Raw genomic sequence first — 12023 nt, forward strand, 5'->3', positions numbered from 1 at the left:
GCGGCGTCAGTCGCGTTCCAGCCGGACCTTCGGCAGGACCCGCGCCAGCGGGGCCGGGAGCCACCACGCGCGCCGGCCGAGCAGCTGCATCACCGCGGGCACGATCAGGCAGCGGATGACCACCGCGTCAAGGAGGATCGCCACGGCCAGGCCGAGCCCGAACTGCTGGAGCATCCGGTCGGGGCTGAGGACGAAGGCCGAGAACACCACGATCATGATCGCCGCGGCGGCCGTGATGACCCTTCCGGTCGACGCGAGACCCTCCCGCACCGCGCCCTGCGGGTCCTGGGTGCGCTCCCACTCCTCGTGGATCCGGGAGAGCAGGAAGACCTCGTAATCCATCGACAGACCGAAGACGATCGCGAAGATCATCACCGGGATGAACGCCTCGATCGGGCCGGGCTGCACCCCGAACCAGCCGTGCTGGAAGACCAGGGTGATCACCCCGAGGGCCGCTCCGATGCTCACCAGATTGAGCAGCGCCGCCTTGACCGGGATCAGCACGGACCGGAAGACGAGGAGCAGCAGGACCATGGAGAGGCCGACGACGACGGCGACGAAGAGCGGCATCCGGTCCGCGACCGTGGCGGCGAAGTCCTCGGTCGCCGCCGTCGGTCCGCCGACCAGCAGATCGGCGCCGGTCGCCCGCTCCACCGGCGGCAGGACCTCGGAGCGCAGCCGGTCGACGAGCTCCGAGGTCGCCTCGGCCTGGGGCGCCGACGCGGGGAAGGCGATGACGGTCGAGACGGCGGCGTCCCGCGTCGGGATCGGCCCGGTCGCCGCCGCGATGCCGGCGGTGTTCTCCAGGGCCTGACGCAGAGCGACCGCGGCGCGCTCCCCGCCGCCGTCCGCGACGACGATCAGCGGCCCGTTGAAGCCGGGCCCGAAGCCCTCGGCCAGCAGGTCGTACGCCTGCCTGCTGGACTTCGCCGGGGCGTCGTTGCCCGCGTCGGCGAAGCCTAGCCGCATGTCGAGCGCGGGCGCGGCGAGCGCGCCCAGGGCCACCACGGAGACCAGCAGCGCCGCCCACGGCCGCTTCTGCACGGTCGTCGCCCAGCCGCGCCACCGGGCGCCCTCCGGGCGCTTCGCCTTCGCGGCCCGCCGGGTGACCTGGCGCTGGATGCGCCGGCCGAAGAGGGCGAGCAGTGCCGGGAGCAAGGTGAGCGAGGCGGCCATCGTGACGAGGACGGTCAGCGCGACGGCGAGCGCCACGCCCTGCAGCGAGCCGAGACCGAGCACGACCAGACCCATCAGCGCGATGATCACCGTGCAGCCGGCGAAGAAGACCGTGCGTCCCGCCGCGTCGAGCGCGGTCCTGGCGGCCTGCTCGGGAGCGGCGCCGTGGAGCAGTTCGGTGCGGTGGCGGGAGAAGATCAGCAGCGCGTAGTCGATGCCGACCCCGAGGCCGACCAGCATCATGATGGGCGGGGTGAAGTCCGCGACGTCCGCGAGGTGCGAGGCGAGTGCGATCAGCCCGATGGAGCTGCCGACCGCGAAGAGCGCGGTGACCACGGGCAGGCTCGCCGCGACCAGGGACCCGAACAGGAAGACCAGGATCACCAGGGCCCCCAGCATGCCCGCGCCCTCGGCCGGACCGCCGCCGCCCTCCTCGGCGCCGCGGGCCGCGTCACCGCCGACGGCGGCGGTCAGCCCGTCGCCCTGCGCCGCCCGCACGGTGTCGATGATCTTCAGGACCTCGGTGCGGTCGGTGTTCTCCGCCGCGCCGTCGAGGGTGACGGTGGCGTAGGCGACGGTGCCTTCACCGGAGACCGCCGCCCTCTCCTCGTACGGGCTGCGGACGTCCGTCACGCCGGGGAGGCCCTCGACCGTGTCGAGCAGTCCCTCCACGCGCGCGTGGACGGTTTTCTCCCGGACGCCCCGCTCGTCCTTGACGACGATCTGCAGGGTGGCGTCCGTGGCCTGGTCGGAGCCGTGCCGTTCCAGGACGGTCCTGGCCGCCTGCGAATCGGTGCCGGGCAGCGAGAAGTCGTTGTGGTACGCGCTCCCGACCGCCGTCGAGGCGCCGGTCGCGGCGACCACCACGACGATCCACAGCAGCACGGCGGACCAGCGGTGGCGGTACGAGAAGCCGGCCAGGCGCTCGAAGACGCTGCCCCGCCGGGTCGGTGGTTTCGTCGTGGGATCGGTGTCCCGCGTGACGGTCATGATTGTTTCCCCTTCTGGGAGTTACAGGTACGAGGGACGGGTCACCCGGTGCCGGAAGGTCCGCCAGGTCCACACCTGTGCGGCGACGAGGAGCGGGGTGACGACGAGCAGCGCGGGCACGAGCAGGGTGAGCGTGGCGCCGTCCGCGGCCCGCTCGGTCAGCGGGAGGGCGCTCCCGGCCAGCAGAGGCAGGGCGCCGAGCAGGGCGGCGGTGAGCGCGAAGGACTGCCACCGCCCGGTCCGGCCGACGAGCAGCCGGGCGCGTTCGTACGGCAGACCCGTCAGCCGGAGCGCGGCGAAGCCGAGCCCGTGCGCCGCGAACAGGGCGGCCGTGGCGAGGGCGACGAGGACCGCGGTCACGCCGCCGGCCCGCTCGTACGGCGCACCGGTCAGCGGCGCGGCCAGCAGCCATCCCCAGGACAGGGCGACCGTCCAACTGCCGCACACCACCGCGCCGTCGCAGGCCGCCCGCCAGCGCCGTCCCGGTCCACGGCCGCGCGACCACAGCCCGAGGTCACGGACGATCCAGCCGGTCAGCAGGGGGACGAGGACCGTGAACTGGCCGGTCAGCAGCTCCCCTTCGACGTCGGGGAAGCAGCCGACGAGCACGCCCGCTGTGGCGATCAGCCACACCTCGTTGCCCAGGAAGAAGGGCGCGAAGGAGGCGATGACGAGCCGGCGTTCGCGGTCGGTGCGCCCGAGGTACGGGCTGAGCATCCCGGTTCCGATGTCGGCGCCCGCGAGCACGAAGTAGCCGGTGGCGAAGAAGGCGAGCAGTGCGATGGCGAGGGTTTCCACGGCCGGGCTCCTCAGTAGCTCGTGGCGGGCAGGGAGTCGGCGGGGTCTTCGGGCCCGTCGTCGGGGCCTCCGCCGGATTCGGTCCCGCGTCCGTCCTCGCGTCCGTCCCGGTCGTCGTGGCCGAGACCGGCGTCGACCGGGCCCCGGCGGGCGGTCCGGGCGAGCAGCCAGGCGTTGAGGACGACGAGCAGCCCGAAGAGGGTGGTGAAGACGATCAGCGAGGCGCGCATGGCGCCGGGGGAGAGGTCGGAGACCGCGTCCTCGGTCTTCAACAGGCCGTACACGACCCAGGGCTGGCGGCCCGCCTCGCGGAACACCCAGCCGCTGATCATCGCGAGGTAGGGCAGCGGTACGGCGGCCATGAGGGCCAGATGCCAGAGCCGGAAGCGGAAGACGACCGTCCTGAAGCAGGCCAGGATCACGCCGGCGAAGGTGAAGTACATCATCAGGGCGAAGCAGATGAGCATGATCAGCCCGCCGCCGCGGGTCCACGCCTCGGAGGGGACGTAGTCGCCGGGGCCGAACCGGGCGACCATGTCCGCCTGGATCCGCGCGATTTCGGCGGTCTTCTGACTGAACACGGCGGACTTCATGGGCTGGAAGGTGCTCAGCGTGGCCAACTGGACGCCGCCGAAGACGGCCGTGACCATCAGCGCGGGGAACGAGAGGAAAACCCCGATCCGCAGGCTCCGGCCGAAGAACTCCCACTCGGGCGTCCGCCGGAAGAGGTGGTACGCGCTGACGCCGGCCACGAAGAAGCCGGCCGTGAGCAGTGCTCCGGCGAGAATGTGCCCGAAGGCGAGCAGCGCCGAGGGGTTGGTCAGCACGGCGACCGGGTCGTCCAGGACGAGCATGTCGCCGCCCTCGGCCACGCGGTACCCGACCGGGTGGTTGAGGAAGCCGTTGGAGACGAGGATCCAGTACGCCGAGAGGTACGCGGTCAGCGTGACGGTCCAGATCATCGCCAGATGGACCCACCGGTTGAAGCGGTGCCAGCCGAAGATCCACAGCCCGAGGAAGGTCGACTCGACGAAGAACGCGACGATCGTCTCGACCGCGAGCGAGGCGCCGAAGACATTGCCCGCGTAGTGCGTCAGCCCGCTCCAGCTCATTCCGAACTGGAACTCCATCACGATGCCGGTGACGATCCCGACCGCGTAGTTGATCACGTACAGCTGGCCCCAGTAGCGGACCATGCGCGCGTGCACGGGCTTCCGTCCGATCGTCGCCACCGTCTGCACGACGGCGACCACGGTCGCGAGCCCCAGTGTCAGCGCGACGAAGAGGAAGTGGCCGCCCGCCGTGAGGGCGAACTGCAGCCGGGCGAGATCGAGGACGTCTGGGTTCACGCAGCCAGCGTCGGCGTACGGCTACGGGGCCCGCGTCGCCCGGCGGTGGTCAGTGGCCGTACCCCCGCGGTTGCGCCGCCCCACGCGCGCGTACCCCAGGAGTTGCGTCCACGCGCGTGTGCCCCCTAGGGGACGTCGGCCGGGTGTCAGCCCAGCCAGCCGGGCGTGATCATCCCCGACTCGTACGCGAGGATCACCAGCTGCGCCCGGTCCCGGACGTCCAGCTTGGTCATGATCCGGCTGACGTGCGTCTTCGCGGTCGCCGGGGAGAGGACCAGGCGCTGGGCGATCTCGTCGTTGGAGAGCCCCGCCCCCACCAGGCCCATCACCTCGCGCTCCCGTTCGGTCAGGGCGTTCAGGCGCGGGCTGGGATCCGGCTGCCTCGAGCGGCTCGCGAACTCCGCGATCAGCCGGCGGGTCACGGCCGGGGCGATCAGCGCGTCGCCGCGCGCCACCACCCGTACCCCGTGCAGCAGCTCCATCGGCTCGGTGTCCTTGACGAGGAAGCCGCTCGCCCCGGCGCGCAGCGCCCCGTACACGTGGTCGTCGATGTCGAAGGTGGTCAGGATGACGACCCGGACCCCTTCGAGACGGGCGTCGGAGGTGATCCGGCGGGTGGCCTCCAGGCCGTCGAGCACGGGCATCCTGATGTCCATCAGGACCACGTCCGGGCGCAGTTCGCGGGCGAGCGCGATCGCCTGCTCCCCGTCCCCGGCCTCCCCGACCACCTCGATGTCGTCCTCGTCGGCCAGGATCGAGCGGAACCCGGCCCGGACCAGGGTCTGGTCGTCGGCGAGTACGACGCGGATCATCGGGGGTCCCCCTCGGACGTGGTGGTCGTCGACGCGGGTGCGGCGAGCGGAAGACGGGCGTCCACCCGGAAGCCCTCGGGCGTGCTGTGCGCGGTCAGTTCGCCGCCGAAGGCCCGGGCCCGCTCGGCCATGCCCCGGATGCCGCTGCCCAGCGGCAGCTCCTCGGGAGCCCCCTCGCCGTCGTCCTCGATGCGCAGCCGCAGCTCGTCGGCGCGCCAGTCGAGGGCGATCGTGGCGGTACGGGCACCCGAGTGCCGGGTCACGTTGGTCAGCGACTCCTGGACGATCCGGTACGCGGCGAGATCGACCGGAGGCGCCAGCGGTACGGGAGTGCCCGTCAGCTCCGTGCGGACGTCGAGGCCCGTGCTCCTGGCCCGCTCGACCAGCTCCCCGAGCAGGGCGAGTCCGGAGGTCGGGCCCGTCGGCGCGGCCTCGTCGGCCTGGCGCAGCACCCCGAGCGTGGCGCGCAGCTCGCGCAGCGCGTCCTTGCTGGTGGCCTTGACCGCCTGGAGCGCCTCCTCGGCCGCGGCCAGCGCGATCTCGGGCTCCGGTTTCTTGCTCAGCCGGTGCAGGACCGCCCCCGACTGCACGTTGATCAGCGAGACGCTGTGGCCGAGCACGTCGTGCAGCTCCCGGGCGATCCGCAGCCGCTCCTCCGTGGCGCTCTGCCGGGCCCGCGCCTCCTGCTCCCGCTCGGCGGCGAGCGCCCGCTGCTCCACTTCGTGGAGATAGGCGATCCGGGTCCGCTGGGCGCGGCCCACGGCGACGAGACTGATCAGCCAGCCGGACAGCATCGCGAGCGAGGTGTCGTCGATCTGCCGCCGGCCGCCCTCCTGCCGGAACTCGCCGAGGCCGACCGCGAGCAGCGTCACGGCGGCCAGCGCGACGGCCGCGACGAACCGGCCCTCCGCCGCCGTGGTGTACAGCGCGAGGGCGAAGGTGATCATCAGGGGCCCGTCCTGCGCCGACACCGGGTAGTAGACGACACAGGCGATCAGGGTCACGACGGCCACGGCGACGGGAGCCCGCCGCCGGAAGGCGAGTGCCCCGCAGCCGACCGCAATCAGCGCCCAGGCGACGACCGTCCTGGCCACCGGCTCGTCCACGTTCCGCGCGGACAGCAGCGTCCAGACGGTCACGACGAGGGTGACGACCAGGGCCACGACGGCATCGGCGGCCCGCGGGGGCATGCCGCCGCCGCGGACGCGGAAGGGGAGGGCCATGTCAGGAAGGATAGGCGGGCGCGGTGCGGGGCCGTTCAGGCGCGTCGACGCTCCTCACGCGCGCGTACGAGCTCCTCGACCGCGGTCGGCAGGGTCGTCTCGAAGTCGATCAGCTTCGCCCAGGTCGGGGTCACGACGATCCGCACCATGCCGTCGGCGTAGAGGGAACGGACCTCGGCCTCCCAGGTGACCCGCTGCTCGGGCGTCATCTCGTACGAGGTGTTGGCCTGGAGGAACTCGTCCGGGATGCCGTCGACGGGGTCCAGTTCGGCCCGGCCGCGGACCAGCAGGATCATCGGCGGGTGGGCCTCGGTGTCGATCGTCAGGGCGACCGCCGGGTTGACGCGCAGGGCCGCCAGCTTGGGGGCGTTGGGCGGTGTGCACATGACGATCTCCGTGCCGTTCCAGGCGAAGGCGATCGGGATCGCCCGCGGAGTGCCGTCCTCGGCGACGTAGGCCAGCCTGGTGACGTCGCGGGCCAGCAGCTCCTGGCTGGTCGGACGGTTCAGGACCTCGGTGATCTCGCTCGGCCGCACGATCGGACCCACCTTTCCGGGGCGTTCCAGCACTCCCTCCACCCTAGGCCGGGGCGCCGCAGACGGTGGCCGTGAGCCCGCGTGGTGCGCTTGACACCAAAATCGAACATCCATTCTTATGGGATTCCGGCCCTTGGAGTCGCGGGGTTGTGGGCGAGTTATCCACAGGTCGGAGGGACGTCGGAGCCCATTGTCAGTGGCAGGGGTTAGCGTCTTTCACATGAAGCGATCGACTCAAGCAAACCGGGTGGAACCCATGGCAGGTACCGACCGCGAGAAGGCACTCGAAGCCGCACTCGCGCAGATTGAACGGCAATTCGGCAAGGGTGCCGTGATGCGCATGGGCGACCGCACCCAGGAGCCGATCGAGGTGATCTCCACCGGCTCGACCGCCCTCGACATCGCGCTCGGCGTCGGCGGCCTGCCCCGCGGCCGTGTCGTGGAGATCTACGGCCCGGAGTCCTCCGGTAAGACGACCCTCACGCTGCACGCCGTCGCCAACGCCCAGAAGGCCGGCGGCCAGGTCGCCTTCGTGGACGCCGAGCACGCCCTCGACCCCGAGTACGCCAAGAAGCTCGGCGTCGACATCGACAACCTCATCCTGTCCCAGCCGGACAACGGCGAGCAGGCCCTCGAGATCGTCGACATGCTGGTCCGCTCCGGCGCCCTCGACCTGATCGTCATCGACTCCGTCGCCGCGCTCGTCCCGCGCGCGGAGATCGAGGGCGAGATGGGCGACTCGCACGTGGGTCTCCAGGCCCGACTGATGAGTCAGGCCCTCCGGAAGATCACCAGCGCGCTCAACCAGTCCAAGACCACCGCGATCTTCATCAACCAGCTCCGCGAGAAGATCGGCGTCATGTTCGGCTCGCCGGAGACCACGACCGGTGGCCGCGCCCTGAAGTTCTACGCCTCGGTGCGCCTCGACATCCGTCGTATCGAGACCCTCAAGGACGGCACCGACGCCGTCGGCAACCGCACCCGCGTCAAGGTCGTCAAGAACAAGGTCGCGCCGCCGTTCAAGCAGGCCGAGTTCGACATCCTCTACGGCCAGGGCATCAGCCGCGAGGGCGGCCTGATCGACATGGGCGTGGAGCACGGCTTCGTCCGCAAGGCCGGCGCCTGGTACACGTACGAGGGCGACCAGCTCGGCCAGGGCAAGGAGAACGCCCGCAACTTCCTGAAGGACAACCCCGACCTCGCCGACGAGATCGAGCGGAAGATCAAGGAGAAGCTGGGCGTCGGCGTCCGGCCGGGTGCCGCCCCGGCCGAGGAGACCACGGACGGCGCGGAGGCGGCCACCGCCACCGCGACGGACGACGCGGCCAAGACCGCCCCGGCGGCCAAGGCCACCAAGGCGACCAAGGCCCCGGCGGCCAAGAGCTGAGCCAGTGACCGGTCGCACCGAATGGCCGGGCGACAGCCCCGACTCGTCGAGGGCCGAGAAGGAGCTGTCGCCCCAGGATCCGGCTGAGCGGGCGCGGGCGATCTGCCTGCGCCTGCTCACCGGGACCCCCCGTACGCGCAAACAACTCGCCGATGCCCTGCGCAAGCGCGAGATCCCCGACGAGGTCGCCGAAGAGGTCCTCTCCCGCTTCGAGGACGTCGGGCTGATCGACGACGCCGCCTTCGCCGACGCCTGGGTGGAGTCGCGGCACCATGGGCGTGGACTCGCCCGCCGGGCCCTCGCCCGCGAACTGCGCACCAAGGGCGTCGACCCCTCGCTCATCCAGGACGCCGTCGGCCAACTGGACTCCGAGCAGGAGGAGATCACGGCGCGCGAGCTCGTCGACCGCAAGCTCCGCGCCACCCGCGGCCTCGACCGGGACCGCCGGCTGCGCCGCCTCGCCGGCATGCTCGCCCGCAAGGGCTACCCCGAGGGCATGGCCCTCAGGGTCGTCCGCCAGGCCCTGGAGGCCGAGGGCGAGGACACGGAGGGCCTGGACGAGCCCTTCTGACCCGAGGACCGGGCGGCCGCCGAGGGCGGGGGCGGCCCCGTGCAGCCGCGGCTCCGTGCAGCGCGGCCCCATGCGGGGCGGGGTGCGCGTACCCGCTACGCAGGCGTGCCTGGTGGCCCCGGCGGCAGAACCGGCAGGCCTGCCGCCTTCCACGCCTGGAAGCCGCCGATCACATCCGTCGCCCGGTGCAACCCCAACTGCCGCAGCGACGCCACCGCCAGCGAGGACGCGTACCCCTCGTTGCAGAAGACCACCACCCGCAGGTCGTGGCTGTCAGCCTCCGGCGCGCGGTGGCTGCCCAACGGGTCGAGCCGCCACTCCAGTTCATTGCGCTCCACGATCAACGCGCCCGGAACCAGCCCGTCCCGCTCGCGCAGCGCCGCGTACCGGGTGTCGACCAGCAGCGCGTCACCCGCCTCGTACACCTCATGGGCCGCCCGGGCCTCGATCCGGTCGATCCCCGACCTGACCCGCTCGAGAAGCTCGTCGATCCCCACCCGCTCGTCTGCCCGCTGCTCACTCACTGCCAGTCCTCCGGACGCTCGACCTGCTCAAGACGGAGTACCGCGCCCGACCGGCTGAAGCGCCGGATCAACGGGAGCGGCGGATAGTACGCGTGGACCGACACGGCGTGCGTGTCGGCGGAGTCGTTCAGCACCTCGTGCACATGGTGCTGCCCGAACGCGCGCCCCTTGCCGGCCGGCAGGCGCCGCTCCCGGTCGACGCCGTCGGCCAGCTCCAGGGTCTTCCAGCCGCCGGACGGCAGTCGCACCGCGAGGGAGCTCTCCCGCAGCGCGCCGCGCGCGGTGGTGAACGCGCCGTGCGACTCGGCATGGTCGTGCCAGCCCGTGCCCGTGCCGGGCGGCCAGCCGATCAGCCAGGCCTCGCTGCCGCCGGGGCCGTCGAGCCGCACCCACGTACGGCCCTCGGGATCGAGGGGAAGGGAGTCGATCAGTTCGTCGTCCGACGCCGTCCGACGGACGAAGTCCAGCAGGTCCGCCGCCGTCGGCGCGGCGGCCGAACGGACGACGGAAGGCACGGCGGAGGGTACGGCGGGGGAGGGGGAGGCAGGCTGGGGCACGGAGAACCGTCCTGGAAGTTCGCGGAAGAGACGCGCGACAGCCACGCCGACACCGGTCGGCGGCCGAGAGCACGCGAAGGAAGGGGCGAATTCAGCAGGACGGGCGACACACGCAGCCCGCGAAACGGAGAAGATCCATATGGACCCTCCGCCACAGGCGCACATCGGTGTCGGTCACGCTCCGGAGTACACCATGCGCGCCCGCGAGGGTCAATTGATGTCCGCAGTACGGTCGCTCGGCGTCGCCCCTCGTGAGATGGCCCTCCGCGCGCCCTCGGTCCCCCCGCTCCCCGTGGGCTCCGCCTTGCCGCCCCGGGTCGCGTCGGCCGCCGCGTACAGCTCGTCCGGCCGGACCCCCGGGAACGAGGCGACCAGATGCCCGTCCGGACGTACCAGCAGGACGGTGTGGGCGACCGCGCCCGGGTACGCCTCCGTCACCAGCAGTTCCGCCTTCACCGGCAGCGCCCGTACGGCCTCTGCGAGCCGCGGCATCACACCCGCGCTCACCCAGTGCCGCCGGTCCCACACCCCCGTACCGGGCGCGACGAGGACCACGAGCAGCCGCCCCTGACCGAGCCGGTCCCGGAGCCGTACGGTCGTGCCGTCCGGCGCCGTCACGCGTACGTCCTCGACCGGCGCACCCGCCCCCGTACCCACCACGCTCCGTGACGCCCCGGCGTCCTGGGGTGCGAGGGGGGAGTGCGGGTAGGCGGGAGGCGCCCCCAGCGGTCCGCGTCCGAGATGACCGTCCGTCAACAGCACGTCGTGGCTGCGGGACCCGCCGGGCAGGTACGTCCGCAGGCCCCCGCCGCCCCGGAGCACCGGAAGCGACTGGTCGGCGGCGCGCAGCCGGGAGGCGACGGCGGCCCGCCGCTCGCTCTGGTAGCTGTCGAGGAGCGTGTCCGAGGCCCCGTGGTGCCAGGCGTACGCGAGCTTCCAGGCCAGGTTGTCGGCGTCCCGCAGCCCCTCGTCGAGCCCCTGCGTGCCCACCGCGCCCAGCAGATGCGCCGCGTCGCCCGCCAGGAACACCCGGTCCACACGCCAGCGCTTCGCGAGCCGGTGGTGCAGCGTGTGGACACCGGTGTCGATCAACTCGTACGGGGGAGTCACCCCACCGCACCAGCCGGCCAGGGTGTCGCGGATCTTGGTGACCAGGGCGTCCGGGGTGACGAGGTCGCCGCGAGGCGGCAGCAGCCAGTCGATGCGCCAGACTCCGTCCGGCAGCGGGCGGGCCGTGACCTCCTCGCCGCCGCCCCGCCACGGCGGCTGACGGTGCAACAGGGCCTCGCCGGGCCATGGGAGTTCGGTACGCAGGGCGGCCACCGCGTGCCGCTCCACCGCCGTACGCCCGGGGAAGCGGATCGAGAGCAGCTTGCGGACCGTGGAACGGGCGCCGTCGCAGCCGACCAGATGGCTCCCGCGCCACCAGGTGCCGCCGCTGCCACTCGTACGGCTGGTACGGCTCGTACCGCTCGTACCACCGCTCGCTCCGGTTCCGGAGGAGCCGCGGGTGTGCGCCGTGACCCCGCTCGCGTCCTGCTCGATCGTGTCGAGGCGGGCGTCGGTGACGAGCTGGATCAGCTCCTGTCCGGCGATCGCGTCGCGCAGACCACGCGCGAGGGCGTGCTGCGGGATGTGCAGCGGAGCCGCCGGACCCTCGCCGTCGCTCTCCGTGTCGCCGAGACCGAGACTGAGTTCGATGTGCCTCATCTGTTGCCTGCGTCGCACGGATCGCCAGCCGACCCAGCGGACCCCCTCGTCACGCAGCGTGGCGCAGCCGAGGCGTTCGACCATCGCGGCCATGTCCGCGCGCAGCACGACCGTACGGGCGGGGCGCGGATCCTCCTTGCCGGAGCCCTCGTCGAGGACGACGGAGGGTACTCCCTGCGAGGCCAGGGCAAGGGAGAGCGCGAGGCCCACGGGCCCCGCGCCGACGATGATCACCGGGTCCACGGCGCGGCTCCTGAAGGCCGTTCGGTCATGCGGGTAGCACAGCGAAGTGTGGCGCGAGCCCGGTGCGTGATCACAGAACGTATGCAACCCATTGCGGGTGCTTGCGTCAAGCGACGGGGGCAGCGGCGCGACCGCCACTGCCCCCGG

General features: G+C 72.3%; 11 protein-coding genes. 2 read left to right on the forward strand and 9 right to left on the reverse strand.

Annotated features, from left to right (window positions below):
• Nucleotides 1-6 precede the first annotated feature (6 nt).
• The 6 genes from AB0F56_RS21675 to AB0F56_RS21700 all read right to left on the reverse strand — a co-directional run bounded on the left by AB0F56_RS21675 (nucleotide 7) and on the right by AB0F56_RS21700 (nucleotide 6884).
• Nucleotides 7-2166 carry an MMPL family transporter gene (locus AB0F56_RS21675; RefSeq protein ID WP_362012074.1) on the reverse strand — a complete coding sequence of 720 codons (2160 nt, stop codon included), beginning with the start codon at nucleotides 2164-2166 and terminating at the stop codon, nucleotides 7-9.
• 21 nt (nucleotides 2167-2187) lie between these two features.
• A complete protein-coding gene (locus AB0F56_RS21680) occupies nucleotides 2188-2964 on the reverse strand; it encodes a cytochrome d ubiquinol oxidase subunit II (protein WP_362012077.1) in 777 nt (258 codons plus the stop codon).
• Nucleotides 2965-2975: 11 nt separating this feature from the next.
• Entirely contained in the window at nucleotides 2976-4313 is a 1338-nt protein-coding gene (locus AB0F56_RS21685) for a cytochrome ubiquinol oxidase subunit I (RefSeq protein WP_362012079.1), read from the reverse strand.
• Between the two features lie 146 nt (nucleotides 4314-4459).
• On the reverse strand, nucleotides 4460-5125 hold the full coding sequence (locus tag AB0F56_RS21690) for a response regulator transcription factor (RefSeq protein ID WP_362012082.1): 666 nt from the start codon (nucleotides 5123-5125) through the stop codon (nucleotides 4460-4462).
• Nucleotides 5122-6348, reverse strand: a complete 1227-nt coding sequence (locus tag AB0F56_RS21695; RefSeq protein ID WP_362012085.1) for a sensor histidine kinase — start codon at nucleotides 6346-6348, stop codon at nucleotides 5122-5124. The genes AB0F56_RS21690 and AB0F56_RS21695 overlap by 4 nt, the downstream gene beginning before the upstream one ends.
• A gap of 35 nt (nucleotides 6349-6383) precedes the next feature.
• On the reverse strand, nucleotides 6384-6884 hold the full coding sequence (locus AB0F56_RS21700; protein WP_362012088.1) for a pyridoxamine 5'-phosphate oxidase family protein: 501 nt from the start codon (nucleotides 6882-6884) through the stop codon (nucleotides 6384-6386).
• 256 nt (nucleotides 6885-7140) lie between these two features.
• Between AB0F56_RS21700 and recA the strand changes: the two genes are divergently transcribed.
• A complete protein-coding gene (recA, locus tag AB0F56_RS21705) occupies nucleotides 7141-8271 on the forward strand; it encodes a recombinase RecA (RefSeq protein WP_362012090.1) in 1131 nt (376 codons plus the stop codon).
• A gap of 4 nt (nucleotides 8272-8275) precedes the next feature.
• Complete coding sequence (gene recX / locus AB0F56_RS21710; protein WP_362012093.1) at nucleotides 8276-8842, forward strand: recombination regulator RecX; 567 nt, start codon at nucleotides 8276-8278, stop codon at nucleotides 8840-8842.
• 95 nt (nucleotides 8843-8937) lie between these two features.
• Here recX and AB0F56_RS21715 read toward each other — a convergent pair whose 3' ends face one another.
• The 3 genes from AB0F56_RS21715 to AB0F56_RS21725 form a co-directional block, all read right to left on the reverse strand.
• On the reverse strand, nucleotides 8938-9372 hold the full coding sequence (locus AB0F56_RS21715) for a rhodanese-like domain-containing protein (RefSeq protein ID WP_362012441.1): 435 nt from the start codon (nucleotides 9370-9372) through the stop codon (nucleotides 8938-8940).
• Complete coding sequence (locus AB0F56_RS21720; protein ID WP_362012444.1) at nucleotides 9363-9881, reverse strand: cysteine dioxygenase; 519 nt, start codon at nucleotides 9879-9881, stop codon at nucleotides 9363-9365. The genes AB0F56_RS21715 and AB0F56_RS21720 overlap by 10 nt, the downstream gene beginning before the upstream one ends.
• Nucleotides 9882-10133: 252 nt before the next feature.
• Nucleotides 10134-11876: an FAD-dependent monooxygenase gene (locus AB0F56_RS21725; RefSeq protein WP_362012096.1), complete on the reverse strand. Its 1743-nt coding sequence runs from the start codon at nucleotides 11874-11876 to the stop codon at nucleotides 10134-10136.
• Nucleotides 11877-12023: the final 147 nt, after the last annotated feature.

The organism is Streptomyces sp. NPDC026092, from assembly GCF_040638605.1.
Classification (GTDB): domain Bacteria; phylum Actinomycetota; class Actinomycetes; order Streptomycetales; family Streptomycetaceae; genus Streptomyces.

Coding starts and splice junctions, on each gene's coding strand:
- AB0F56_RS21695 (WP_362012085.1), bottom strand. CDS start 6,348: ATGGCCCTCCCCTTCCGCGTCCGCGGCGGCGGCATGCCCCCGCGGGCC.
- recA (WP_362012090.1), top strand. CDS start 7,141: ATGGCAGGTACCGACCGCGAGAAGGCACTCGAAGCCGCACTCGCGCAG.
- AB0F56_RS21690 (WP_362012082.1), bottom strand. CDS start 5,125: ATGATCCGCGTCGTACTCGCCGACGACCAGACCCTGGTCCGGGCCGGG.
- AB0F56_RS21675 (WP_362012074.1), bottom strand. CDS start 2,166: ATGACCGTCACGCGGGACACCGATCCCACGACGAAACCACCGACCCGG.